The organism is Rheinheimera hassiensis, from assembly GCF_022436675.1.
In the GTDB taxonomy this organism is placed as follows: domain Bacteria; phylum Pseudomonadota; class Gammaproteobacteria; order Enterobacterales; family Alteromonadaceae; genus Alishewanella; species Alishewanella hassiensis.
Genome location: NZ_JAKUJZ010000002.1, coordinates 210,424 through 236,030, shown reverse-complemented (window position 1 = coordinate 236,030; position 25,607 = coordinate 210,424). Strand labels below are relative to the sequence as shown.

Sequence of the window (25,607 nt, the reverse complement as noted above, 5' to 3'; positions counted from 1 at the left end):
AATATATGGCAAATAATATACCCGACTCTAAATTAACAACAAAATATAATTTATGGCCGCTGATAATGGCAATGCCAGAGATATCCAACTGTTTCAGATATGGAAAAACCACAGTATACGGTTAAAAAAGCCAGGATTTTCTCGTCAGTACACCACCTAAGCGATACTCTGGCGCTAAATACGCTAAGGAGACTCACAGATGCGAATAATGCTAATGCTTGCTTTAATGGTTAGCCTGCCAACATTGGCTAAACCACAACTGGAACTATTGTGGCAAACTGAGGGCTTTCGGGTGCCCGAGTCGGTATTGGTGTATACACAGCAAGACGATAAGTTTTTATTTGTGTCTGAAATTGATGGTGAAGGTAATGCCGCCGATGGCGAAGGTGGTGTAGCCCTGCTCAATACCGATGGCACCATGCGTGAGCATAACTGGCTACGGGGCCTGAATGCGCCTAAAGGTTTGGCGCAATACCAGGGCAAACTCTATGTAGCAGACTTAACCGAGCTGGTGATTATTGATATTGCCACCGCTAAGGTAACAGCAAAAATTCCCGCGCCGGATGCGGTGTTTTTAAATGACGTAACGGTAGATGAGCACGGCGTGGTGTATATCTCTGATACGCGCAAAAACCGCGTGTATAAATATGCCAATGGTGTTATCAGTATCTGGCTGGAAGATGTTATTGCAGCTAATGGTTTAAAGAGTATCGGCAGCGACTTGTACATAGCTGCGGCAGACTTGCTGCTAAAAGCAGATAAAAACGGCGAACTAACGCAAATAGCCAAAGGCTTCTCACAACGCGCCGACGGCCTGGAACCGGTAGGTAACGGTGATTTTATTGTCAGCTGCTGGGCCGGTATTATCTACTATGTTTACGCCGATGGCCGGATGGAACCTGTACTGGACACGCAGCAGCAAAAACTCAATACCGCCGATATCGGCTGGGATGCCAAAACGAACACCCTGTACGTACCGACTTTTTTCGGTAATTCGGTGGCGGCTTACCGGCTGACATATTAATGCTGTTATACATGCCAGCGACCAACATCGCTGGCATGCCTTTACTCAGTTCAAACTGGCTTTAGTTAAACCAAAAGCGGCATCTTGCGAGCCCGGTTCCATCAGCGCCAGAATTTGCATCCGGTTCCAGAAGTTAATCAGGCCGATGCTATAGGTCAGCTCAGAAATTTCCACATCGCTGAAATGCTCTTTTGTCGCCTGATACAGCTCATTACTTACTCCGGTATCCGCTAATTTAGTCAGTGCTTCTGTCAGTGCCAGCGCAGCTTTTTCTTTGGCGTTAAACAGCGGTGATTCGCGCCAGATAGCCACATGGTAAATGCGTAGCTCGCGTTCGCCTTTAATTTTGGCCTGTTTAATATGCATATCCAGACAAAAAGCACAGCCGTTTAACTGCGATGCGCGAATATCGATCAGGCTTTTGATCAACGGGTCAATCGAGGTTTTATACGCCGCCATGCTGGCATCCATCAGCGCCTTGGTTAAAGTCGGTGTGGTTTCAAAGTGGTTCAGTCGTGCAGTCATAGTTATTGCTCCGGGGTTTTCAGTTAAAGTGGCAGAAAATCAATAGCAGCTAAGGCTTCAGGTACAGCTGCTGCTCTCGTTTGCGGGTGATGGGTACCATCCACCCGGATAAAACGCACATCGGTAATACCGATATAGCGCAAAGCCGTTGTGATATAAGGGGTAAACTGGTCGTCTGCTTCGTTGGGCTGGCCAATAAGAGGTGTGCCGTTAGCCATCACCACCAATACTTTTTTATTGCTTACCAGGCCGACTTTTTCGCCTTCGGCGGTAAAGGCAAAGGTGCGTCCGGCGCGGGTAATATGGTCGAACCAGGCTTTTAGCACTGACGGTAAACCCAGGTTCCACATTGGTGAAGAAATCAGCAAGGTGTCATGTGCCAGCAACTGATCAACCAGTTGCTCAGACAACGCTGCAGCTTGTAGTTGTGCTTCTGTGCGCAATTCAGGTTTGGTCAAAAAGGCACTAACGGTTAACGCATCCAGATGCGGCAGCGGCTGCTGTGCCAAATCCAGCACTGTTTCGCTTAACGCCGGGTGGCGCTGCTGTAATTTGCTTAACAGGTGGCTTGCAACAATTCTGGACGCCGAGCCGGTTAAATTCGGGCTGACCTTAATATGTAACAGTTTCATACTTTCTCCTGATAAAGCCGCGGCTAATTTCGGCTTACGGTGCTGTTCTGATGTGCAAAGTCTAGCCTTTCATGCCATATTTGAAAGATACAAAAACCACGTATTTAGGTAGGACATAATGACCGGTTATCAGGCTATATATCAGCGCTATAAACAGCAGATCTTAAGCGGAAACTTGAAACCGGGTGAAAAAGTGCCGGCGATCCGCGTACTGGCCGCTGATTTAGGCGTAGCGAAAAAAACCGTGGAAACGGCTTATAATATTCTGATTGGTGAGGGTTATCTTGTCAGCAAAGGTGCACTCGGCACTCAGGTTAACCCTGATCTGCAGCTGAATATTACTAAAGCGCCGATAACCGTGCCGGTTGAAGATAGCAAACTACAGAACTTAATTGATTTACGCGACAACCCTGGCTTTTTCCGCTTGGGTATTCCGTCACTGGATCAGTTTCCGTATAAAAAGTGGCTGCTGTTATCCGGTAAAGCCATCCGTGCCATGCGACCCGAGCAAATGCTAACGCCGCCGGTAATGGGCCATCCGCCGCTGCGTGAAGCCATTGCCAATTATGTCAATATTTCGCGCGGGCTTAACTGCAGCGCCAGCCAGGTGTGCATAACCAGTGGCTACAAACACAGTATCGCGTTAATTTTGCAAGCGCTGGCGACACGACAAGATAAGGTAGTGTATGAAGATCCCGGTTATTTTTTCGGCCAGAAGCTGTTAAAACGCATCGTTGAAAACCTGCACTATGTGCCGGTTGACCGCCACGGGTTGCATGTTGATTATTTGCTGCAACACCATCAGCATGCCCGCTTTGTCATTACCACCCCGGCACACCACAGCCCGCTGGCCGTGACTTTATCGCTGCCAAGACGTCAGCAGTTGTTGCAGTGGGCACAAGAGCGGCAATCCTGGATAGTAGAAGATGATTATGATGGCGAATTCCACTATACCAAAAAAGTGCTGCCGGCACTGAAAAGTCAGGACAGCGCCGACAGAGTGATTTATGTCGGCACGTTCAGCAAAACCATTATGCCGGCCATGCGCATCAGTTACATCGTACTGCCCAAAGCGTTGGTCAACCGCTTTCATGAAGCCGCAGAAATTGTCGAAACAAGCCTACCGCTGCTGCCGCAGCAAATTCTCAGCCGCTTTATTTCTGAGGGACATTTTTTTAAGCATTTAAAAAAAATGCGTGCGCTGTATCAGGCCCGCCGGCAAATGGTACTAAACGCCTTGCAGCAGGTTTACCCGACACAGTTTTATGTCGAACTGACAGACGGCGGCATGCATGTAGTCGCGTTTTTAAAAACCGGTAATCAGGACGAACAGTTGGCCAATATCTGGCAACAGCACCAGCTGCTGGTGTTTCCGCTATCGGCCTGGTATGCCGGTAAAAGCAAACGTTACGGCCTGGTTATTGGTTATACCAATATTAAATCAGAGCAGGAAGCCATCGACGCCCTGCGCCTGCCCTACCAGCAAACTTTAGCGCTGCTTGGCGGCTAATCTTTTACTGCAGTATAGCCATTGAGTGCTGAGCGCTATTTGTTTTAACACCTTGTGCTGACTCCAACATATGATTACAATGCCAATGATAATAGTTCGCATTAACATTTATAACAAGGAGTCTCAGCTTGCGTTACCACCTGCTTTCCACTCATTCCGCTTCTGCTCATAGCACTGCAGCAACATTAACTGCCCAATCACAGATTTGCAGCCGTCCGGCTTTGCGGCTGCTGCCTTTAACCCTGGCGGTGAGCCTGGCTTTGTCACCGTTAAGCACTGTGGCAGCAGCAGCAAACGAACAAACCGACACAGAACAAGCTGAATCGTCTGTCGAGACAATCCGCGTTAACGGCAAAAGACTGCAGCAAAGCACGCCGACCCGTATGCCGCTAACAGCGCGCGAAATTCCGCAATCGATAAGCGAAGTGTCTGCCGAACTGATGGCTGCCGCTAATATGATTGATATCAATGATGTAATGATGAACGTGCCTGGCGTAAATGTTACCTTGTACGACACCCAGCGCCCGCTCTACTTTGCCCGCGGCTTTCAGATCACAGATTTTCAGGTTGATAGTATTCCTACTTATAGTGGCAGTACCAATCAGGAATATGACACCGCGCTGTATGAGCGCGTTGAAGTGATCCGTGGCGCCAACGGCTTATTCTCCGGCGTCGGTTCACCCTCAGCTACGGTAAATTTACTGCGTAAACGGCCGGGTAAAGAGCTTGCCGCGTCGTTATCGGCCAGTATTGGCTCCTGGCAAATGCGCCGCGCAGTGGCTGACGTGAGTACGCCGCTAACCGCAGATGCATCTGTACGCAGCCGGTTAGTAATAGCCGGGTTAGATGCTGACAGTTTCCGTGACCGCTACCAGGAAAAGAAACTCGCCGGATTATTTATTACCGAAACCGATTTAACCGACAGCACCACGCTAACTGTTGGTGTCCAAGGCCAGGACAATAAGCCGGAAGGCACTATTTGGGGCACCATCCCCATTTTTGCCGCTGATGGCAGCGAGGCCAACCTGCCGGTATCTACCAGCTATGCGCCGACATGGACCCACTGGCAACGCAACAGCTATACGCTGTTTAGCGATATCAGCCACCGTTTTGACAATAATTGGCACCTCAAAGCCGCTATTAACCAAACCAAAGGCGAAGTGTCCAGTTTGCGGGTATATGCCAGCGGTTTTCCGAATCCCACTGATGGCAGTGGTTTAACCCTGCTGGCCGGTGTAGGTGCCGGTGAAGATACCCGCAACAGTTTTGATCTGTATTTAACCGGTAGTTATATGCTGTTGGGCCGGGAACACGATCTCATCGCCGGTGCCTCAGTGTCAGAGCTGGACGCCGAAACTACACTGTTCAGCTCAGTAGCCGACTGGTCTTACGCTGTTCCGGATGCAAGGAACTATGATGGCAGCGCACCAATGCCACAGTACAGCAAAACCGGCGCTTACCGGCTGGCCACCACTAAACAGCGCGGTTTTTACCTTGCTAACAGGTTCAGGCTACATGAAGACTGGTCACTGATAGCCGGCGCCCGCCTCAGCAACTGGGAAACCGCAACGGACAGCTTTGACACCGGCGGCCAATATACCGCTACCTCCGGCGCGTATAAGGTAAGCAATGAGGTAACCCCTTATGTCGGCTTAGTGTGGGATCTGTCGCAGCAACATAGCCTGTATATCAGCTATACCGACATTTTCAGCCCGCAGAATTACAAAGATAAAGACAACAATTTACTGGCACCGGTGCTGGGGGAAAACCTGGAACTGGGCATTAAAAGCAGCCTGTTTGACGACCAGTTATCAGTTAACGCTGCGCTGTTTAAAACCCGCCAGGACAACTATGCCGTGCGTGACCTGAGCCAACCGGAAAACAGCCTGCCTGATGGCAGCTCGGCCTATCGCGGGGTAAACGGCACAGAAAGCCAGGGATTTGAGATCAGCGCCAGCGGCCATTTGTCTGAAAGCTGGTTGCTTAATGCAGGTTATGCTTATGTTGATACCAAACGCCATGACAACGATAAAATCTGGACCAACCTGCCGAAACATTCAGCGCAGCTATCAACGCATTATCAGTTCAGCGGCGAGCTGGCAAAGTTGATGCTGGGTGGTGGCTTTAACTGGCAGGGCGAAACGGTGGGTTATGGCGTAAGCCATCCAACAGAAGCTGCCGGCGTTACCTATACGCAAGATGCTTATATATTGGCTAATCTGTTCGCCAGCTGGCAGTTTAACGACAAGCTCAGCAGCACCTTTAGCGTTACCAACCTGTTTGACAAAGTGTACTGGGCCAATATCGACTACGCCAATTACGGCAAACCCCGCCAGTTAACATTAAGTGTGCGCTGGCAATATTAAAACGCGCCCTCTGCGGGCAGCAAAAGCTGCCCGCTAAAATTAGCCACTATACTTAATCTGCTTATTTTTCCGTTATTTCTCCAGTTTTGCACAATATCAGCCGCTTCCTTGCTACAGTATCAGCCATGACGTCAGTTTGTTAACAAAATTTATACCATCAACTGATACTGCAATATCCAACGGAGGTGTTACAACGATGGTCAAATTGCCAGCCTTATTATGTTGCTTAGTTGCGGCTTTTCCGTTATTTGCTAAAGAGCAACTCAGGTGGTGTGTCTGGGAATTTCCAGGTAATGTTAATTTCAATAACCCAGCAAAAACAGCGCAGGGTGTTTCAGTAGATTTTATGCAGGAAATGGCACGTCGCGCCGGTTTTGAGCTATCAATCAGCAAAGCTACCCCCTCCAGCCGCTGTCTGAAAGAACTTGCCGATGGCGACAGCGATTTGGTAGTAGGTATTCTTAAAACTGGTGATGGCAGAGAGGCAATTGAATATATCCCTTATGGGGCCCGCCAACCGGATCGGGTTTATTTGTCTGCAACAGACAACCGTAGGCTAGAGCAAGTTACTGAATTATCTACCATGACGCTGGCAGCAATACGCAACTATGGTTTTCACCCTAAAGTTACAGCAATAGTTAATGCCATGCCGCCAAACCAGGTTATACGGGTAAACTCTATCTATTCCGCGCTTGAAATTGTTGCCAAACACCGCGTAACAGCAGCACTGCTGCCGCCAAGCCAGGTCAGCGCCGTATTGCAGGAAAACCCGGAGCTGGCCCCCCAGATTAGAGAAGTCAGTTTTCCACTTAATATTGTTGTGCCACAGCCAGTGTATATCGGCTTAGCCAAAAGCTGTAAGTGCCCAAAAATCTCGCAAGCGATACAACAAAGTATTGCGGCAATGACCGCAGATGGCAGCATAAAGCATATATTTGGTGACAGGCTCATCGAGTTTACCGATTAGCATCATCGTTTTAATTCACATCAGCAAATTAGCTTCTTACTATACTAGTTTGGCGGTTGTTTAACTCAGTGTCTGATCCTCTTCAGCATCAGCACTGCAGATAATAATAAAACGTTAACTAAAAGGAAGCTGACAATGAATAGACAAACTTTTAAAACCAGAGCGCTGGCTGGCATGATAAGCATGTTGCTGGTATCCGGTGCCGCCTTTGCCAGTGACAAAACCATGACTAAACCAGCTGGTGCCTCAGGTCATGGGAGTGCTCAGCAGGGTGCAGTAAGAACTAACCTGTTTTGGTGGCCACAGCAACTTGATTTGTCTGTGCTGCGCGATCACGATACACGATCTAACCCTTATGGCGATAACTTCAGCTATGCTGACGCTTTTAATAAACTGGATTTAGACAGTGTAAAGCGAGACATCAACGCTCTGTTAACGCAGTCACAAGATTGGTGGCCAGCGGATTTTGGTAACTATGGCCCGTTCTTTATTCGCATGACCTGGCATAGCGCCGGTACCTATCGCACTCTGGACGGCCGCGGTGGCGCCGGTGGTGGTCAGCAGCGGTTTGACCCGCTAAACAGCTGGCCGGATAACGCAAGCCTCGATAAAGCGCGGCGCTTATTATGGCCGGTAAAACAAAAATACGGGCAAGCATTGTCCTGGTCAGATCTTATTGTGCTGGCCGGCAATGTGGCGCTGGAGAACATGGGTTTTAAAACCTACGGCTTTGCCGGTGGCCGTGCCGACGACTGGGAACCCGATATAGTGTACTGGGGGCCGGAAGTTGAAATGCTGGCTAGCGACCGTGAAGATAAAGACGGTAAGCTACAACGCCCGCTGGGCGCGACCCACATGGGGTTGATTTACGTTAACCCGGAAGGCCCTAAAGGCGTACCAGACCCGCTCGGTTCAGCGAAAAATATCCGTATCGCCTTTGAGCGCATGGCCATGAACGATGAAGAAACCCTGGCGTTAATCGCCGGTGGCCATACCTTTGGTAAAATGCACGGTGCACATAAACCCAAAGATTGTCTGGAAGCTGAGCCTGGTGCAGCAGGCGTTGAAGAACAAGGCCTGGGCTGGAAAAACAACTGTGGCAAAGGCCATTCTGAAGATACGATTACCAGCGGCTTAGAAGGTGCCTGGACTCAGGCTCCAACGCAATGGACATCGCTATACTTAAGCAACCTGCTTAACTTCGAGTGGAAACAAACCCGCAGCCCGGCGGGTGCTATTCAGTGGGTGCCAACCGATGAGTCACTGCATAAAGTAGTGCCCGATGCGCATATCAAAGGTAAGTTTAACCCACCGGTAATGACCACCGCGGATTTAGCGCTGAAGTTTGACCCGGAGTATCGCAAAATTGCCGAGCGCTTTTTAGCAGACCCGGAAGAATACCGCTTAGCCTTTGCCAAAGCCTGGTACAAACTGACGCACCGCGATATGGGGCCACCACGTAACTTTTTGGGTAAAGAAGTACCGAAAGACGTGCTGATTTGGCAAGATCCGATTGACGAAAAAACCCAGTCCAACATTAAAACCGGTGATGTTAAAGCACTGAAAGCCAGTATTTTAAAATCTGGTTTAACCGTGCCTGAGTTGGTGCGTGTAGCCTGGGGCTCTGCTGCCAGCTATCGTGACACCGATATGCGTGGTGGTGCTAACGGTGCGCGCATTGCATTGGTGCCACAAAAAGATTGGGCAGTAAATAACCCGGCTGAAACAGCAAAAGTAATCAAAGCGCTAACAGCCATCCAGCAAGATTTTAATACCAGCCGTAAAAAAGTGTCACTGGCTGACTTAATCGTGTTGGGCGGCACGGCAGCAATTGAAAAAGCCGCCAAAGACGCCGGTTATAACGTTACAGTGCCGTTTACACCGGGCCGTGGTGATGCCACTCAGGACATGACAGACGTTAATGCCTTTAGCCTGCTTGAACTGACAGCTGATGGTTTCAGAAACTACTTCGACGCAACGGCAAGCTACAAATCACCGACTGAGATGCTGGTAGATAAAGCTGATCAACTGGACCTGAGCATACCGGAAATGACCGTGCTGATAGGTGGTTTACGTGCGCTGGACGCTAACTACCAGGGCTCAAAGCACGGCGTGTTCACAGCTAAGCCAGGTACGCTGAATAACGATTTCTTCGTTAATCTGTTGGATATGTCCACCGTTTGGAAGAAATCAGCTACTGAGGGTATATATGAAGGCTTTGACCGTAAATCGGGCAACAAAAAGTGGTCAGCCACCTCTGTTGATCTGATCTTTGGTTCAAACTCGGAGCTGCGCGCCGTGGCCGAAGTGTACGCTTTTGACACCTCGAAACAAAAGTTTGTTGACGACTTTATCAAAGCCTGGACTAAGGTAATGAACCTGGACCGTTAATAAGCACCATCAGGCAAAAGCGCTGCAACCGGAAAAGCTGCAGCGCTTTTTACTTACACCAACAGCCTGCCGCGGCTTACTCCGTTGCTACTGCCGTATTAACCGTCTTCCGGTACAAAACGGCATCTACATCCCCCAGCGCATCGCGGTGCAGATAGCGTTTTACAAACTGCATACCCAGTTTACGCATAACGCCAATTGAGCCGGCGTTATCCGGCATGGCAATTGCCGACAAAAACCGGACATTGCTATTATTTGCCAGCACCGCGTCAGCCACAGCCCGGGCTGCCTCACTGGCATAACCCTGCCCCCAGTACTGCCGCTTAAAACGCCAGCCAATTTCAACGTCGTCGTGGCTTGGCGCTGCGGTGTTAAACCCCATCGGTCGTATTAATACCCAGCCGATATAAGCGTTATCTTCTAACCGCCGCACCTGCCAAATACCATAGCCTTGGGCCGGGCTGCGATACTGCATCATCCTCGGTATAAATACATCAACAATGCTTTGCATCGTTGTAAGCTTGCCACCGTTGAGGTAGCGCATAACCTCTTGATCCTGATCTACTTCAAACAGCAACCCTGCATCCTGTTCAGAAAGCAGGGTAAAACTCAGCCTGTTACTTGCGGCAATTTTCAACATACTCTTTCACTCTTTTCTACTATTGCGCTCAGCTCGCATCTACTGCAGCTCAATACGGTACTGGGCAAACCCCTGCTCGTCGGTGCCCAGCTTGGTCATGGGCCACTGCTTATAGCGGCGGACAAAGTCTTCTGCTGTTTTACTGTCTTGCGTGCTGAAGCGGATATCCAGCGGTACGCTACCGGCAACAGGCAACAAACGCCAGTTATTGTCGGCCGCCGGGTTTACCTGACCGGTGTATTGCCCGCTGGCCGCGTCGTAGCCGGATTGCTGCTCAATATAACTTACCAGCGCTTCACGGTTGCTGTCGGGCAGCTCCATTACCACATGCTCGCTGCCGGTACCGGCAAAACTGCCACCAAAAGCGCGGTAATTATTGGTTGCCACTATAAACTGCTTTTCGGCCAATGCTTTACCGCTGACAACGTTACCGCTGTTGTCGGTATAACTCAGGTTAACAATACGCGAGGCGGTTGCGTTTAGCAGCTCACAGTCTGGGCCAAATTTGGCTGGTTGGGTAACATCTATCTGATAGTTTACGCCATCGATCACATCAAAATTGTAGGTCGGGTGTTCATAGTTAATCAGCTGTTGTGGCGCACTGCTGGTCACATCAATGCGGTTAAACTGGTTGGCCGAGCATTCCAGCCAGTCTTTTAATTCAACACCGCTGAGTTTTACCGCCACCACAGTGTTGGGGTAAAGATATAAGTCTGCAGCATTGCGAAAGCTTAACGTACCGGCTGATACCTGAATGTACTGCTGTGTATCTGTCGGTGAACTGCGCCTTCCGCCGGCTTTAAACGGCGATGCTGCCGACAGAACCGGCATATGCTGCAGCTGTGCGGGGAGCATAGCAGTAACTTTGGCTATCTGGGCGTTAGCTACAATTTGCACTGTAGGGTCGTCCTGTACCTGGGCCAGAAAGCTATACATATCGGCCGATGCCACACCAATCTGGCGCTGCATAAAGTCAATCGTGCCCTGATGTGCCTGCTGTACTGCGGTATGAATACGTTTATCAGCCGCCACCAGCGGCGCTTTTTTAATCCCGTCATAAATAGCTACAGCTTTGGCAGTAGCATCAGTTACCTGCCATTTGCCGTGTTGCAGGCTAAGGGTGAAATCTACCTGGCCCATATTGTCGCCCCAACGCCCCGGCATTACTGCGGCAACGCCGTTAAGCAGGCCTTTTTCAATATTTGCGCCCGGCAGATCACTGTAACGGGCTGAGGGGAAAACAGAATGGCTGTGGCCAAACAGCACCGCATCAATGTCCGGCACCTGAGTAATGGCATACACTGCGTTTTCCGCGTTAGTATCGCCAGGGCTCTCGCTGGAGCCAATGCCCGAGTGCGGGATAGCAATAACCAGATCGGCCCCCTGCGCTTTCATTTGCGGCACTAGTTTTATTGCCGTTTCCACAATGCCGGCCGCACGTACTTTACCGGTTAAATGCTGCTTGTCCCACTGCAAAATTTGGGGTGGTACAAAGCCAATATAGCCAATTTTTATACTGTGTTGATTACCTGCGGTATCTGTTACCACCGTGTCTTTAATGAGATAAGGCGTAAATAAATGCCCGCCCTGTTTTATGCCGTTCCAGCACTGCGGCTGTGCGCAATACACATTGGCATTAATATACGGAAAAGCGGCACCGGCCAGTGCTTTTTGCAAAAAATCCAGGCCGTAATTAAACTCGTGGTTACCAATATTGCCCACATCGTATTGCAGTACATTCATGGCCTGAAACACCGGGTGTACCTCGCCGTCAGCCAGGCCTTTGTCTGCAGCATAATCGCCCATCGGGCTGCCCTGAATTAAATCACCGTTATCCACCAATACGGTATTAACGGCCCCCTGCCGGGCGGCTGCTATCAGGCTGGCTGTGCGCGCCAGACCAATGCTGGGATCCTGGGCGGCAGTGTAGTAGTTATAGTCCATGACATTGGCGTGCAGATCAGAGGTTTCCAGCACCCGCAGTTTTACCGTTACCGCCTGTGGTGGTGTGCTGACAGCACAAGACACCACACTCAGTGCCACTGCTGATAGCGCAAATAAAGAGAAAGACACTTTAAACATAGTTAAATCCCGGCTTTTGCAGCCTGGCCAGAACCCAGAGTATTCCAGTCAGGTGTTGGCTGCTGTTGTAAATGACGCAGAAAAAAATCAAACTGGCGCCGCTGTATATAACGAATGGGGCCGCTGGAGCGCCCGGTACTGTGCTCTCCGCCCGGCACCAGCAGTAAATCAAAATCTTTATCGGCGTTAATTAGTGCATTAACCAGTTGCATGGTAGAGGCCGGATCAACATTGCTGTCCTGCTCGCCGTTAATAATCAACAGTTGGCCCTGCAGTTTTTCTGCATGTTTTGTTACCGACGAGGCAGCATAATGCGGCCCTACCGGGTAGCCCATCCACTGTTCGTTCCAGCTTATTTTATCCATACGGTTGTCATAACAGCCGGCAAACGCCACACCGGTGGTGTAAACATCCGGATGAAACAGCAGCGCCGCTACCGTACTCTGGCCACCGGCCGAAGCACCATAAATGCCTATACCTGCGGCCATATTGTACCAGGGGAATTGCCGAGCTGCGGCCTGATGCCACAAAATTCTGTCCGGAAAACCGGAATCGGCCAGGTTTTGCCAGGCAACATCATGAAAGGCCTTAGAGCGGTTGCTGGTGCCCATACCGTCAATTTGTACCACCACAAAGCCTAAATCAGCCAACGCCTGCATACCAATAACTTTATCGCCGCCAGAATGAAAACCAAACGGCCAAAAGCTTTTGGGCACAAAGCTGTCGTGCGGCCCGGCGTAAATATTTTCAATTACCGGGTATTGCAGCTTAGGGTTAAAGTTTTGCGGCGTAACGATTAAACCCCAGATATCGGTTTTACCATCACGCCCTTTCGCCACAAACGACTGCGGCGCTTTAAAACCAGCCTGGGTTAAACGGCTGATATCCGCTTTGGCCAGGGTGCGCAGCAATTTGCCGTCACTGGCGCGGCGCAATTCAGCCACATTGGGTAAATCTACCCGCGAATACAGATCAATATAATATTGCCGATCTGCCGAAAAACTCAGCTGATGGTCAGCATTGGCACTGGTAAGGGCGGTAAGGCCGCTGCCATCGAAGTTAATGCGGTAATAGTGCACAAAATAAGGATCCTGCCCGGTATTCATGCCACTGGCAGCAAACCACAGCTGCTGCGCTTGCTCGTCTATATGCAGCACCTCGCGCACCCGCCAGTCGCCTTTAGTGATCGGGTTGTTTAACTTGCCGTCTTTGTTATACCAGTACAAATGCGCCCAACCGTCCTGCTCTGACAGCCAGATAAAACCCTGCTCCGGCGTTTGCAGTGGCTGATAAAATGCCGACCACTGATCAATAAAGGTATTGCTGCGCTCTGTCAGTAGTGCCTTTGGCTGCGCCGTTTTGGCATCTACGGCAATAATACGCGCCAACTGGTGGCCGCGTTCGGTATAACGAAAGGTAAAGCGGCTGCTGTCGGCCTGCCATTGCACGTTGTCCAGCATATAAGGCTGGCTGAACAGCTGATTGTCTATCTGGGTTGCCTTAGCGGTTTTTAGCTGTAGCAGTACCGGCTGGTCAATATCTACTGCATCACCGGGTTTGGGGTAAAGCTGAGTCAGGGTTTTGGGTTCTAACTGATCTTGCGGCGATGACAAAACCCGGCTAACAAAGCGTGCGGTGCCGGGTTTTACTTTCATCACCAGTAAAGCCGAGCTGTCGGGCGCCCAGCGGATAGATTCAGCATCGTAAAACTGCGCTGCGTTACCGTCCTGGCTTTGGTACTTAACCGTGCCATCTGCTGCCGTAACCACCAGATTATGCGCTATTACCTGCGCCTGATAAGCTGCATCGGGCGATTTACGTGCCGGATTGTGCGCTGGCGTGCGTAAATCTCTGACCACACCAAAAGCTTTAGGCTGATGTTGCCGGGTTAAGCTTTCACATGCTGTGCCGTTAAGCGCGCACTGCCAGCTTTGGTTATCGTAATAAAACTGGATCTGCTGGCCACTGTCGCTGTAGCGGAAACTATCAAATGGCAGTTGCAGCGCGCTAAACCGCTGTCCTGTTGCCGTGCCAAGCGCTTGGCTTATCAACTGATGATCAAAAGCAGGTTCAGGTTTTGCCGCCGCTACGGTATCGCGGTAGAACATAAAACCGCCTTCCACGCTTAGCTTGTAGTGAAAGCTGTGGCCATTGGCGGCCCATTGCGGTTCCAGCATCAGGTTGCGGGTAAGGTTAATCCAGTTATCGCGCAGCGACAGCGAATGCTCAATCTGTGCAGGGCTAACATTTTGTGCCTGTGCAATGCCCGGCAACAGCGTAATACTGCCAAACAGCACGGTGATACCGTAAAAGGCACTGCAATAACCGCTTAATTTCATAGGTGTTAATTCCATTACTCCGCTAAGTAAGGCTAACCTATAGAAAAACAGCGCTAAACAAAAGCAGCAATCACAAATTCACGCTTAAAACACCAGCACATCAGCCAGAAACACCGCTGCAATGTTAGTTGTTTTCAACCTCAATTTTATTTTGCACCGTATGTGCGCCCGCTGTGGCTAAGGTGATCTGCTCGGCCAGCATGCGTTGCTCAGCCGTATTCACTTTCCCCATCAGCGTTACATCGCCTTTACGCGTTTCAATATGAAAGTTAAATGGCTTAAGCTGCTCTTCACGTTGCAACGCCTCCATTACCGCACTGGATACGTTGGCATCATCAGCCAGCCCTTCTTTCACCACGGTATCAGTTGTAGGCACACCGGTTTTTTCATTAATAACGTTTTTTTCGCAGCCCGCCACGCCAGCGGCCAATACACAAACTAAGCCCAACGCAATAATAGGTTTTCCTGACGTATTCATAACTTTCTCCTTAAAGATGTCAGTTTTAATACCGTTAAACGCTATTAAGCGTGGCACAAAATTATGAACATGGCCTGACTAATTTACTTAGTGCGCTGTGGTTTTGTTTTAGGTTTGGTCTTGTTTGAGTTTTCCAGCTCTATCACGGTTTCGGTTGCTTTGTTGGAGCGCCCGGTTAGTACCTTGCGCGAGATACTTTTGAGCAGTGAACCCCGGTTACTCACTTCAAAGCCCGGCTTAACGATACGCTTAATAGCGCTACCCATCAGCTTTTGAATACGCTCTAAGCTTTGCTCTTCTTCACGGCTGACAAAAGAAATAGCAGTACCAGCTGCGCCTGCCCGGCCGGTGCGGCCGATACGGTGCACGTAGTCTTCCGGTAAATAAGGCAGGTTAAAGTTAATAACATAATCCAGCCCCTGAATATCCAAACCACGGGCCGCTACTTCAGTAGCAATTAACACCTGTAACTTTGCCGATTTAAAATCAGCGATAGCACGGCGCCTGGCGCCCTGGCTTTTATCGCCATGGCATACTGCGGCATCAATTTTGCGCTGTTGCAAGCCAGCTAACAGTTGGTCGGCCTGCTCTTTGGTGCTGGTAAATACCAGTACCTGAAACCAGTTATTTTCGGCCAGCAGCTGTTCAAACAATTCAATTTTGCGGTTTTCTTCTACCGGATACATCACATGGTTTACCGTATCGGCCGCACTATTGGTTTTAGCCACACGGATTTGCTGATGATTATTTAAAATTTTATGCGACAGCTCATTTACCGCCGGTGAAGTGGTGGCAGAAAACAGCAACGTCTGGCGTTTAGTGGCTGTCATTTGCAGCAACTTAAGCACATCAGTGCTAAAGCCCATATCAAGCATGCGGTCGGCTTCATCCAGCACCACAAATTCCACATCACTTAATATCACGTTACCCAGGGCCAGATGCTCTAACAACCGGCCGGGGGTGCTTATCACCATATCAACACCGGCGGTTAATTTATTTGCCTGGCCACCCATTTTTACGCCACCGTATAATGCCGTAACACTTAATGGCAAAAACTGCGCGTAGGCACTGATAGCATTGGCTAACTGCTCGGCTAATTCGCGGGTTGGCGTTAGGACTAACGCCCGCGGGCGGCGCGCTTCTGTTTCTTTAGGGGTATCCAGCATGCGTTGCAGCAGCGGAATAGCAAAGGCGGCGGTTTTACCGGTACCGGTTTGCGCGGTAACCTGTAAATCTTTACCGCGCCGCGCCGGCACTATGGCCTGAGCCTGCACCGGTGTCATCTCACTGTAACCGCATTCAACCAGCGCGCGCAGTAAATCCGGCGCTAAATCTAACGATGAAAATTGCATAAAAGTTCCTCTGTAGCACAGCCACAGTCAAAATAAGGGGGAAGCTGGTGATAAAAATCAGTCTGCGGCTTCGTCATGTAAACGTGGCTTATGCTGGCAGGCTCTGGCCAGAATTTCGACATAAAATTCCGGCAGCTCTTGTGCTACGGCAGCATCAATATGTTTATTGATTTCAGAGGTAAAAATCTTTTCGGCCACCTCTGCTGAGGCACCAAAACGGCAATCGAACGTCCAGTAATCCGTGCCGTCAGGCAGCGCCTTGCGCCGCTCTCTTGCCAGATACTTTTTAATCTCGTGTTTAATGGCATCAGTTAAACGGGCCGTATTCAGCTTAGAGTGAGTTAAAGCGAATGTTTTTTTCATCAAAATTCCTACAGGTGTGCACTCAAAAGCTGAACGCGCTAATAAACCGCGCATTGTACATGGATAAAGCAAAGATAACTGCCACTATCTGCACTTTACCTGCAACATTCGCTACTATCAGTCATACCAAACCCCGGTTTGGCTTTTTTTCCAACTGCCAACGTGCCAGTATGGCATCAATTATAGTTTGGACTGACTTACCCCAAGGAGCCACACCATGCGCGCTGTTTACTGTGTATTACTACTACTGATGCTGGCAGGTTGTAACAAAAATGAAGTGGGCGACGTATCGCTGGGCGTTTTTACCACCAAGGATATCAAGCTCGATGCCATTGTCGATCCGGTGATAACAGGCGTTACCTGTCATGTCTCCAGTATCGAAGCCAACCTTAACCTGTCCGACCCGTCTGACAGCTCTATCGCCTGTCGCCAAACCGGCCCCATCACAGCCGATATGATTGCCAAAATAGATAAGAGTAAAAACGGTGAGGTACTGTTTACCAAATCAAAAAGCATCTTCTTTAAAACCATGAAAATACGCCGTATTCTCGACGTTGAAAATCAAACCCTGATGTATCTGTCTTACTCCACCAAAGAAACCTCCGGCAGCTTTAAACACAGCTTATCTACCGTACCGCTGTGGGGTACAGATGCCTATAGCGCGAAGGTTCAATAACGAACGTGTAAACTGGCAGGTGGTTAGCCTTGCATAACCCTTGCCCTTATTCCAGGCAGAATTAGAAATGTTAACCTTAGTGTGCCACACTACAAAACATAAGAATGAAGAAAATGCTCTGCCTATGGTTTGATATCAATCCTACAGACAGCCTCAGTACAATGTAGTGCAGAAGTTAATAATCTTATGAGACATTCAAATTTGTCCACACGACTGCCTTTTTTGTTACTGTGCTTTGGGGCCGCACTAAATACCAAGACAATTTTTGCCTATGAAAAACTTGTGCTTGCAGTTCCTATTTTTCCTCCTTACACCTACATTGATGAACAACAACAATTAACCGGCAGTGGTACTACAAAGGTAAAACAGCTACTTGAATCCATGGGGCTTGAATACCAGTTCAGGGTAGTGGCCAATCATGGTGTCGCAGCGGATTTAACGCAGAAAGGGTTGGTAGACGGTTTTTTTCTGGCCACACAAAATCAGGCCAGAGACCAGGCAGGGGTAATAAGCGCCGCCGTAATGTACAACAAATGGACCTGGTTTTATCTGCATGACAACCCCCTCTCGCCAGCGAGCCCTCACTTTCGTGCTCAGGCAAAGATAGGTACGCGTTTAAATACCAATACCTATCAGTGGTTACTAGACAATGACCACCTGGTAGCAGCTAAAACCAGCGAGGCTTCAACTCTGATCACGATGCTGACAAACAAACGACTGGATGCGGTATTCTTGTCCGCGGATGTATTTTGGCACGCCCTAACCGAAGCGGGTGTAGAAACGAGTCTGGTGCATCACACAACCCAATCGACTCAGCCATTCAGTTGTTATTTCTCGAAGGAATACTTAGCCAGAAACCCGGGGTTCCTGGAACAATTTAATCACTTAGCAGTAACGGCGAAGGATTAGATATACCGCCGAATGGATAGGGGCAGACTCATTGATATTCCAGTAAAAGCAATTTAGCTGGTTATCAATGAACCTGCCCATTTTGATTTATCCTACTCCACCAAAGAAAACTCCGGCAGCTTTAAACACAGCTTATCTACCGTGCCGATGTGGGGAACAAAAGTTTATGGTGCAGTGACAGTGCGCAATTAATTATGCTTTATTGATTTTTGCGCCAGGCCTGCGTCAATGCCACGTATTGCTTTGCCTGCAAAGCGGCATTTTCAATGCTAAAAACCAAACTCTGATGCATCTGCCCCACTCCAGCAAAAAAACCTGCAGCAAATAAAGCCTGTTTTTTGAACGCTAACTGAAACCCGGCACATTAATTCATATGCCGGGCTTTTGTTTATTGATTTCTGTAGTATTTACCACGCGTAGACAGAAACATGCTGTCTGAGCATAATGTTATTTTTGAATGATGGTTATATTTTAGGAAAGCACATGTACCGTTTTCTGATATCTGTCTTTGTTGGTGTTGTTGGCTCTCCGCTTTGGGCATTACCAATAACAGAAGTTGAATTTTTTTACAAAGACTGGGCCATCCAGTGTTATGACAATGGGGCCTGTATTGCGCATAGCGGCGATGATGTCAAAGTAGAATTAAGCCGGCACGCTGGACCAAACCAAGCCGTTTCTGGCCGGGTGATTAGCCGTAATAATGAATTCACCGGATTAGCCGCAGTATTGCATATTAATGGCGAGCCTGCCGGAGCATTGCAGCTTTCCGCAGGGCAGTTTCTTTTATCTGCATCACAAGTGGCCTCTGTGCTGGCGGCACTTAAGCAGGATCAGGATACAGCGTTACTGATTGGCGATAAGCGGTATCGCTTGTCTACTGCAGGGTCTAATGCGGTTCTGCTGAAAATGGATGAATTTCAGGGACGCCTTAATACTACCGGTGCGCTTATCCAGCCCGGTAATAAAGATGAAAGTACGGTACCAACAGCACCTGTCGTTAAAACAGCAGCTGAAATGGCAGTAATTGATACTCAGGCATTGCTGCAGTTACACGCTATTCTGGAAAACCTGCAGCAGCAGGACCCGGAGTTATTGTTATCGTCGCTGGATAGCGCGTTGAATCAGTTGCAGGTTTCGCAAGGCATTACCCATTTCTCCCTTGATTACGACAGTAACCAGCCTCTTTCCCGCAAGAAACCTGTGGCTGAAATTACTGATGATGAATGGCAGGCTTTTTTACGTACCGATTTATTAACTGCTGCCGGAGAAGCAACAAAGGCCGATTTTTCCCTGATTGACCTGAATGGAGATGGTCGCCGTGATTTGATTATTGAGAGCTATATTGGTGGAACCGGGCTGTTCAGCTATACCGGAGTATTGAAAAGGGGCAAAAACCGGTTTTATTCTACTAATCCCGGCCCGCAAGCCGATGAGATGATTCCAGGTGGGTTTTTCTCGCAAAATGGCAGAGGAGCTAACCAGCATTCCTGGTGGATAACATTACTGGGACAGGTGTATGCAGTATGGCTGGATGGACATTTCAGTATGGAGCGACTCTATCTGCTGAGACCATTTTTACACCAGCAGGAGCTTCCGGTAATCACCGTACGTTACCAATATAATATGCAATTACAGCAGCAATGGCATGAAAATAGCCCTACACAACACCCACAGGAACAGCAGCAGCTATTGCAGGCCATCGCCGGGCTACCCGGTAAATTTGCTATAGATACTGATAGCAGGAATGTGACCGGGCAGGCCATATGTCCGGTACCGGAAGGAACAAATGCGAACCTGCAGCAGGCTTATTACGCCGGGCGCCCAATGCATTATTCGATGGAACAGGTAGGCCTGATCCCGGTATGGATCGCTAACCAATGCTATATCGGCACTGTAGCCAGTTTTTTTGGTAGTTACACCCCTAAAGCGGGAACCAGCCTGGAAATCGCTATAGATTCTCCCCGTGCAGGAGAACAAACTGCCATAGGTTATACGTTCTCCGGGTTACGTCAGGTGGTATCTGTAACCTCTGGTATCGCGGTTCGTACCGGAGATAACGGCATAGGAATATAAACAGCAAAATATGAGGCTTTCTTCTTACTCTATTGATACCGCAGGAGCTGCCCTACTCAACCAAAGAAACCTGCGGCAGCTTTAAGCACAGCTTTTCAGCCGTGCCGCTGTGGGGAAAAAGCATTTAACGACACGAAAACACAGAATTAATTGAGAGGATCGCTAAGCTCTTGCCAAAGAGGACAGAACCCTAAAAAGGGCTGGCAAAGTGGCCGTGGCATGGTTCGCCAGTTAGCGGGTGTGTAAAATAGATATCACTGGCATGCAGTAATAACCGCTTCGCCAGTTGTTGGCTGGTTGCACTGTGGTACAAATCACAACCCAGGATCGGATGGCCAATGCTCAGGCTATGAATGCGCAGCTGATGGGTGCGTCCGCTAAGCGGGGTAAACTGCACCAGGCTGCGCTTTGGTTCGCTTAACCGCTCTAACACTTTGAACTGGCTGCTCGCTGCTTTGCCGCAGCTATGGCAAATTTTCACCAGCGGAAACTGGCTTTTATCTTTAGCAATAGGCGCTGTTATCAGCCCTTCATCTGCACTAACCCAGCCTTCCAACATAGCGGTGTAATGCTTTTGCACGAAGCCATCCTGAAACTGCTTATTAAGCTGCGCTGTGGCATGCGGGGTCAGTGCGACCAGCATCATACCCGAGGTACCAAAGTCTAACCGGTGCGGTAATTTAGCGTCTGCAAATGCCGGGCTTACGCCAAGCGGGCCGTGCAGCAGCTGGCCATGCACTAAACGAAAGTGCACCGAGTCGCGGTTAAGCGGGTTTTTACCGGATAAACTCAGCAAGCCTGAAGGCTTATTTATCAATAAGATGGCTTCATCCTGATATAAAACATGCACGAGGTCTTTACAGGGCGGTGCGATAAAATTATCAATAATGTCCAAAAGGTTCCCGGCAACGTTAAGCAGTTTTCGGATCCATTTTAGCAGTACGCGCAATAACAAGTCTGCGCAAAGACAAGAGTTTAGCGTGTTATATCGTCAAACAGTACGTCCAACGCCGCCTTTGATTCAATTGCGATACCTTCGCCACGGTCCAATTGATCGGTGCCTACTTTTAGCTGCTCACGCAGGCGGGCCAGTTTCACTTCGTGGATCCAGTCTTCATGAGTATCCATAAAACGCAGTGCTTCGCGGATAACTTCACTGGCATTGTTGTATAAGCCGCTATCAACTTTGGCTTTAATGCGAGACTCTAATTCGGGCGTCAGGGATACATGCATAATGGCCTCCAAGGGTAAGTATTAAAGGCAATAATGCTGGGCGCAGCTACAAAGATTGTCAATCTTTGTAGCTGCGCCTCGGCAGTTTTCGTCCAGACGCTTAGATCGGGTAATCCGCCGGATAATTGGGATGCTCTGCTAAAAGCAGCCAGAGACGCGAAACTCGCGCTTTAGAAAGCTACCCCGCGATGCATCAACCTTACTCCACCAAAGAAGCCTGCGGTAGCTTAAAACACAGCTTGCTCAGCAATCAAGGGCAGGTCTTGTTGCTCGCGTTTTTAAGTGGCGAGAATCAAGACCTGCCCCTGAGGTACTGCTTGCACAATAATTTTGTTCTGCCTTTAAATCTTCGTGCATTTTCGTGCCGTGTATAATTTCTACAAAGGCGAGAACATTTTTGCACAGTGACTTAATACGTCTCTTAACTCTGTAGGAATGGTGTCATCAAACACGAACTCTTTATGCTCTTCATTACTTACGTGGAGGAGTATCTCAGTAATAACTTTATCATTTCCGTTTTCTATCCAGATGTCCAAAAGACTCTTACCTTCCAAATGAATCTTAAATAATTTTTTAAAAATCATATACTTATAGAAAAATATTTTAAGCTTTCTTGGAGTTGGATGTTTTAAAGCAACAACAGATCGTATGAGGTGATCTTTTTCACCTAAAGATAATTCAAAATCAGAATTTATTGTAGCTAATTCTTGATCATATAAAGTAGGTGAATTTTCATTAAAATTATCAGTAAACGTTTCGTTTATTTCCTGATTATGCTCAATAGGCACTTCGACATTAACTGCAACTCCAGCATCAAAGCTATAATTTACAACATCCTCTTTAATTCTTATTCTTGACTCATTTAATACATTTAAAAAGAACTCTTCTACCTCATAAGATTTAAGCAAGTTTAATTTTAACCCAATTATAAAAACTTTCTCTAAGTATTCTTTGATGATTTTATTTTTGTTTTCTACACCAAAATTAAAATACCGTAAAGCAATAGCTTGCCCAATAACTTCTTCATCTATTGCAGATATAATTATTAGCCTTTTATGAATTTTAGGATTTTCCAATATAACCCTCAAGCCATCAATAATGGGTAAAACTTTTTCAATCGTACATCTATCGATGTCATCTACAAATAATATTACTTTTTCTTCTTCATTGTCTTCTGGGATCCATGCGACCAAGAGGTTTTCTATTTCTCGTTCTATTTCAGCTTGAAAGCCCAAGTAGCTTTCGTAACTTGGCTTACTGAAATACTTCGCAATCATTCCCATCGCAGAAGCTCTTTGCTTAAAGTACAGAACAGTAATTTTTACTAAAAAAAATACACCTATTGAACTCACCAATGTTTTAAACAACGTAATTTTATCTACAAAAAACGTCCAATAGATTGCTGAAAAAAAACCAACAACGAAAATCATCAATGGTGTCCACTGATTCTTTTGAAGGTTTAGAACCCACAATTTTTTGTAGTACTTAATTTTTCTAAGTAGGAAGCCAGAGTCGTCCTCAAACAATAAATACTCGTTCAAAATTGATTCATATAAATAGGCCCATGATTCCTTTGTATCTTGATATTTCCATGCCGAAAAACTAACTTTCTTATATTTAGAACCGATTTTTAGACAGTCCCATATTTTGTCAAAAAGGTAGGTTTTACCCCTGCCCCATTTACCAAAAATACCAACCATCATTCCTCTTCTATCTGGAAATTTTTTAATAATCGAAGATAAGGCTTCTGCTAACTCACTGACGTAAAAAGATGGCTTCGCCTCTCTAAAGTTTATACTATCAGGAATCTCGACTGAATTTTTGGCTTTAATTTTTTCATTTTGATTTAGGGATGAATCTAAGCCTGAATAAAAATTTGAATTTCTAAGTTGTTCTGGCCTTGCCGCCTCAAAATAAAGTAAATCATCAATTATATGTAAATCATCACCTTCAATTTTTAAGGCTCCAGAGGAAAGCAAGCCTTTCAATAAATTTTTAGCGCTTATACTGTTTGTTTGAACACTTCCTTTATAATCATACAATACAAAATGCTCACTTATTACTCGAGCGATCTTTTCGGCAACAGATTTAAGCCTAAGTCCTCTATTTTCATACTCAGCAACTGAGTAACCATTCATATTTTGTACTTGCCCGGAATTCCTCATGCCAGGAAATTGTTCCGGCCTGTAATCCAGTATTATATTTGATTTCTCTTTATCGTAAGAACGCTCTTTGAAATCCAATGCATTCAATATGTTAGGATCGTCATTATCATGAGGATCATACGAACTGCCGAACAGAGACTCTTCACTTTTTTTCATTTATTTTTATGTTCCATTACGTTATTAATAATCCGTCTGAACATCCCCATTACAACACTTCTATATAAATATCAAGTCTATTCGAACGCTGAGTTATCCCCAACATGTTTGACTTTAGAGGTCATACCACGCCACCTTAAGATGTAGGAAAATTGTTGGCTAAAAGAAGGGGCAAGTCACACCTTTCTTGTCCTTTCAAAACGACTTATCAACTATCCGTGTCATGAATTACCATCATATTTTTTAGTATTGTAATTAAAACTGTAACAAGTTCATAAATAACCATGAAAGCAATACTTGCGATAAAAATCTCTAAACTTGAAAATAGTTTTTGTTTTAGATACTCGGGTGGCAAGTCAAAAATACTTAAAGCTAAAGGATAATCTAATGTCCTTAGATATGGCAATGCAACAATGAAGCACAAGCAAATGACAAGTATTTTTACATCCTTCTCTAAGCTTGCAATAAACCTTGAATATTTTTGACTAGTTTTAGCTTTTTGTTTAGTTTCTTTAGATGATCCTGACAGAACACTCACCACAATTGAAGTACAAGCAAGAACACCACCTAAGCAAGCACCTAGTACAGGTGGCAATGAGCGCTCTAGAATTTGATATGAATTAATTTCAACACTAGAAAATAAAAAAGCTATTAATATCAATAAGGATAAATAGATTATTGTTTTCATTTTTTGAATGTATACCTATGCCTGATCATTTCAACTATCTCGGCAACGTCTTGAGGTTTATAATTCTCCAACTCAAGCTCTGTAATATTACCGTCGATTACAAGCAATTTAGCACGTGTTTTACTCCCAATGCTTCTATATCTATCTTTAAGCGATCTTTTCCCTCGGATATTCCAAGTTCCTGCGCCATCTTTAACCCAATCAATCATTGAGTTTAACCAACCAGATGGTTTCAAATTAAGATTTCCATCTAGATTTTTAAACACCGGAGAAAATTCAGATGCGTTTGTTTGGTCAACGACTTCATGAAGAAATTCTCCGATTTCTTTCTTTGTACTTCCAAATAGGTTTGGTGCAGCAAGATTAAACTTAACTTCACTTACATACTCAAAAGATTTAAATACTTCCCAAAAAGCACTTTCTACTGTTTTTGGATTAATATGAGCTCTAACCCCACACTCAGCTAAGATTATATTATTTGATATATTTGAAAATGCCTTCGCGGCAACATTAGCACTGCTAAAGACTGAGTTTTTGTTTTCTACAAGAATAACTTGCTCACTTCTATCCCAAAGCCAGACTACTGGCGGAAAATCTTCCTCATTGTGTATTTCAAAATTACGATCGTGAAGTTTAACACTTGATTTTCTTGAAATAACTCCAGCCATGTAACCATTTATGTGGTCATTTATATAAACCTTGATTGAGTATTCATCATCCCTTTCTTTTGCTCTATCTAAGGCTTTTTCAAACAAAGTTATGTTTCTGGCTTGGCCTTGTTCAATAAATAACTCTTCATCCATCGGAAGTAGTGATACTAGTAAAACATTCAATTCCATTTTCGAAAATTACCCCATAGTAATTTGGCTATTGACCCCATTATAGAAATACTTGTTTCAATTACAGTCGAATTTCAGATTCCTTTCGAGCCTAGGGCTTATTCAGTGGGTATCCCCGCTACTTAAGCACAAGTTAACCAGTCATTATAAAATTAATGTACAGAACACTACACCGCTCCCTTAAAATTTACAACAACTT

Annotated in this window: 21 protein-coding genes; 8 read left to right on the top strand and 13 right to left on the bottom strand. The window is 46.9% G+C overall.

Going from position 1 to position 25,607, the window contains the following annotated elements:
* The first annotated feature begins 199 nt into the window (after positions 1-199).
* A complete protein-coding gene (locus MJX74_RS03985; protein ID WP_240221069.1) occupies positions 200-1,024 on the top strand; it encodes an SMP-30/gluconolactonase/LRE family protein in 825 nt (274 codons plus the stop codon).
* Between the two features lie 45 nt (positions 1,025-1,069).
* Here MJX74_RS03985 and MJX74_RS03980 read toward each other — a convergent pair whose 3' ends face one another.
* The gene (locus tag MJX74_RS03980; RefSeq protein ID WP_240221068.1) at positions 1,070-1,549 is read right to left on the bottom strand and encodes a carboxymuconolactone decarboxylase family protein; all 480 of its coding nucleotides are present in this window, start codon (positions 1,547-1,549) and stop codon (positions 1,070-1,072) included.
* Positions 1,550-1,572: 23 nt separating this feature from the next.
* Entirely contained in the window at positions 1,573-2,181 is a 609-nt protein-coding gene (locus MJX74_RS03975) for an FMN-dependent NADH-azoreductase (RefSeq protein WP_240221067.1), read from the bottom strand.
* 118 nt (positions 2,182-2,299) lie between these two features.
* Between MJX74_RS03975 and pdxR the strand changes: the two genes are divergently transcribed.
* The 4 genes from pdxR (at position 2,300) to katG (ending at position 9,415) form a co-directional block, all read left to right on the top strand.
* Positions 2,300-3,691, top strand: a complete 1,392-nt coding sequence (pdxR, locus tag MJX74_RS03970) for a MocR-like pyridoxine biosynthesis transcription factor PdxR (protein WP_240221065.1) — start codon at positions 2,300-2,302, stop codon at positions 3,689-3,691.
* Positions 3,692-3,819: 128 nt separating this feature from the next.
* The gene (locus MJX74_RS03965) at positions 3,820-6,057 is read left to right on the top strand and encodes a TonB-dependent siderophore receptor (protein WP_240221063.1); all 2,238 of its coding nucleotides are present in this window, start codon (positions 3,820-3,822) and stop codon (positions 6,055-6,057) included.
* A gap of 196 nt (positions 6,058-6,253) precedes the next feature.
* Positions 6,254-7,024, top strand: a complete 771-nt coding sequence (locus tag MJX74_RS03960) for a substrate-binding periplasmic protein (protein WP_240221060.1) — start codon at positions 6,254-6,256, stop codon at positions 7,022-7,024.
* Positions 7,025-7,159: 135 nt separating this feature from the next.
* Positions 7,160-9,415 (top strand): catalase/peroxidase HPI, encoded by a 2,256-nt coding sequence (gene katG, locus MJX74_RS03955; RefSeq protein ID WP_240221058.1) that lies wholly within the window; start codon positions 7,160-7,162, stop codon positions 9,413-9,415.
* A gap of 76 nt (positions 9,416-9,491) precedes the next feature.
* Here the strand turns inward: katG and MJX74_RS03950 are convergent, their stop codons facing one another.
* From MJX74_RS03950 to MJX74_RS03925, 6 genes are all read right to left on the bottom strand, one after another.
* Positions 9,492-10,055, bottom strand: a complete 564-nt coding sequence (locus MJX74_RS03950) for a GNAT family N-acetyltransferase (RefSeq protein ID WP_240221056.1) — start codon at positions 10,053-10,055, stop codon at positions 9,492-9,494.
* Positions 10,056-10,094: 39 nt separating this feature from the next.
* Positions 10,095-12,137 carry a bifunctional 2',3'-cyclic-nucleotide 2'-phosphodiesterase/3'-nucleotidase gene (locus MJX74_RS03945; RefSeq protein ID WP_240221054.1) on the bottom strand — a complete coding sequence of 681 codons (2,043 nt, stop codon included), beginning with the start codon at positions 12,135-12,137 and terminating at the stop codon, positions 10,095-10,097.
* A gap of 2 nt (positions 12,138-12,139) precedes the next feature.
* Positions 12,140-14,476, bottom strand: coding sequence for a DPP IV N-terminal domain-containing protein (locus MJX74_RS03940; RefSeq protein ID WP_240221052.1), 2,337 nt, complete (start codon positions 14,474-14,476; stop codon positions 12,140-12,142).
* A 124-nt stretch (positions 14,477-14,600) separates the two neighbouring features.
* On the bottom strand, positions 14,601-14,954 hold the full coding sequence (locus tag MJX74_RS03935) for a BON domain-containing protein (RefSeq protein WP_240221050.1): 354 nt from the start codon (positions 14,952-14,954) through the stop codon (positions 14,601-14,603).
* An 83-nt stretch (positions 14,955-15,037) separates the two neighbouring features.
* Complete coding sequence (locus MJX74_RS03930) at positions 15,038-16,306, bottom strand: DEAD/DEAH box helicase (protein ID WP_240221048.1); 1,269 nt, start codon at positions 16,304-16,306, stop codon at positions 15,038-15,040.
* A gap of 57 nt (positions 16,307-16,363) precedes the next feature.
* Complete coding sequence (locus tag MJX74_RS03925; RefSeq protein WP_240221046.1) at positions 16,364-16,669, bottom strand: DUF6172 family protein; 306 nt, start codon at positions 16,667-16,669, stop codon at positions 16,364-16,366.
* Between the two features lie 217 nt (positions 16,670-16,886).
* Here MJX74_RS03925 and MJX74_RS03920 point away from each other — a divergent pair, with 217 nt between their 5' ends.
* The 3 genes from MJX74_RS03920 to MJX74_RS03910 all read left to right on the top strand — a co-directional run bounded on the left by MJX74_RS03920 (position 16,887) and on the right by MJX74_RS03910 (position 20,327).
* On the top strand, positions 16,887-17,345 hold the full coding sequence (locus tag MJX74_RS03920) for a CreA family protein (RefSeq protein ID WP_240221044.1): 459 nt from the start codon (positions 16,887-16,889) through the stop codon (positions 17,343-17,345).
* A 186-nt stretch (positions 17,346-17,531) separates the two neighbouring features.
* Complete coding sequence (locus MJX74_RS03915; protein ID WP_240221043.1) at positions 17,532-18,254, top strand: substrate-binding periplasmic protein; 723 nt, start codon at positions 17,532-17,534, stop codon at positions 18,252-18,254.
* Between the two features lie 483 nt (positions 18,255-18,737).
* Positions 18,738-20,327 (top strand): DUF1176 domain-containing protein, encoded by a 1,590-nt coding sequence (locus MJX74_RS03910; RefSeq protein ID WP_240221042.1) that lies wholly within the window; start codon positions 18,738-18,740, stop codon positions 20,325-20,327.
* Positions 20,328-20,517: 190 nt separating this feature from the next.
* On the opposite strand, the gene MJX74_RS03905 is transcribed toward MJX74_RS03910, so the two are convergent.
* From MJX74_RS03905 to MJX74_RS03885, 5 genes are all read right to left on the bottom strand, one after another.
* Complete coding sequence (locus MJX74_RS03905) at positions 20,518-21,222, bottom strand: RluA family pseudouridine synthase (protein WP_240221041.1); 705 nt, start codon at positions 21,220-21,222, stop codon at positions 20,518-20,520.
* Between the two features lie 80 nt (positions 21,223-21,302).
* The gene (locus MJX74_RS03900) at positions 21,303-21,560 is read right to left on the bottom strand and encodes a type II toxin-antitoxin system ParD family antitoxin (RefSeq protein ID WP_240221040.1); all 258 of its coding nucleotides are present in this window, start codon (positions 21,558-21,560) and stop codon (positions 21,303-21,305) included.
* 377 nt (positions 21,561-21,937) lie between these two features.
* On the bottom strand, positions 21,938-23,881 hold the full coding sequence (locus tag MJX74_RS03895; protein WP_240221039.1) for a P-loop NTPase fold protein: 1,944 nt from the start codon (positions 23,879-23,881) through the stop codon (positions 21,938-21,940).
* 208 nt (positions 23,882-24,089) lie between these two features.
* Positions 24,090-24,569 carry a hypothetical protein gene (locus tag MJX74_RS03890; protein WP_240221038.1) on the bottom strand — a complete coding sequence of 160 codons (480 nt, stop codon included), beginning with the start codon at positions 24,567-24,569 and terminating at the stop codon, positions 24,090-24,092.
* Positions 24,566-25,408, bottom strand: a complete 843-nt coding sequence (locus MJX74_RS03885) for a hypothetical protein (protein WP_240221037.1) — start codon at positions 25,406-25,408, stop codon at positions 24,566-24,568. The genes MJX74_RS03890 and MJX74_RS03885 overlap by 4 nt, the downstream gene beginning before the upstream one ends.
* Between the last annotated feature and the right edge of the window lie 199 nt (positions 25,409-25,607).

Bases quoted from the DNA above. Each gene is read 5' to 3' on its own strand.
- MJX74_RS03985 (WP_240221069.1), top strand. From the start codon at position 200: ATGCGAATAATGCTAATGCTTGCTTTAATGGTTAGCCTGCCAACATTG.
- MJX74_RS03980 (WP_240221068.1), bottom strand. From the start codon at position 1,549: ATGACTGCACGACTGAACCACTTTGAAACCACACCGACTTTAACCAAG.
- MJX74_RS03975 (WP_240221067.1), bottom strand. From the start codon at position 2,181: ATGAAACTGTTACATATTAAGGTCAGCCCGAATTTAACCGGCTCGGCG.
- pdxR (WP_240221065.1), top strand. From the start codon at position 2,300: ATGACCGGTTATCAGGCTATATATCAGCGCTATAAACAGCAGATCTTA.
- MJX74_RS03960 (WP_240221060.1), top strand. From the start codon at position 6,254: ATGGTCAAATTGCCAGCCTTATTATGTTGCTTAGTTGCGGCTTTTCCG.
- katG (WP_240221058.1), top strand. From the start codon at position 7,160: ATGAATAGACAAACTTTTAAAACCAGAGCGCTGGCTGGCATGATAAGC.
- MJX74_RS03950 (WP_240221056.1), bottom strand. From the start codon at position 10,055: ATGTTGAAAATTGCCGCAAGTAACAGGCTGAGTTTTACCCTGCTTTCT.
- MJX74_RS03945 (WP_240221054.1), bottom strand. From the start codon at position 12,137: ATGTTTAAAGTGTCTTTCTCTTTATTTGCGCTATCAGCAGTGGCACTG.
- MJX74_RS03940 (WP_240221052.1), bottom strand. From the start codon at position 14,476: ATGAAATTAAGCGGTTATTGCAGTGCCTTTTACGGTATCACCGTGCTG.
- MJX74_RS03935 (WP_240221050.1), bottom strand. From the start codon at position 14,954: ATGAATACGTCAGGAAAACCTATTATTGCGTTGGGCTTAGTTTGTGTA.
- MJX74_RS03930 (WP_240221048.1), bottom strand. From the start codon at position 16,306: ATGCAATTTTCATCGTTAGATTTAGCGCCGGATTTACTGCGCGCGCTG.
- MJX74_RS03925 (WP_240221046.1), bottom strand. From the start codon at position 16,669: ATGAAAAAAACATTCGCTTTAACTCACTCTAAGCTGAATACGGCCCGT.
- MJX74_RS03920 (WP_240221044.1), top strand. From the start codon at position 16,887: ATGCGCGCTGTTTACTGTGTATTACTACTACTGATGCTGGCAGGTTGT.
- MJX74_RS03915 (WP_240221043.1), top strand. From the start codon at position 17,532: ATGAGACATTCAAATTTGTCCACACGACTGCCTTTTTTGTTACTGTGC.
- MJX74_RS03910 (WP_240221042.1), top strand. From the start codon at position 18,738: ATGTACCGTTTTCTGATATCTGTCTTTGTTGGTGTTGTTGGCTCTCCG.
- MJX74_RS03900 (WP_240221040.1), bottom strand. From the start codon at position 21,560: ATGCATGTATCCCTGACGCCCGAATTAGAGTCTCGCATTAAAGCCAAA.
- MJX74_RS03895 (WP_240221039.1), bottom strand. From the start codon at position 23,881: ATGAAAAAAAGTGAAGAGTCTCTGTTCGGCAGTTCGTATGATCCTCAT.
- MJX74_RS03890 (WP_240221038.1), bottom strand. From the start codon at position 24,569: ATGAAAACAATAATCTATTTATCCTTATTGATATTAATAGCTTTTTTA.
- MJX74_RS03885 (WP_240221037.1), bottom strand. From the start codon at position 25,408: ATGGAATTGAATGTTTTACTAGTATCACTACTTCCGATGGATGAAGAG.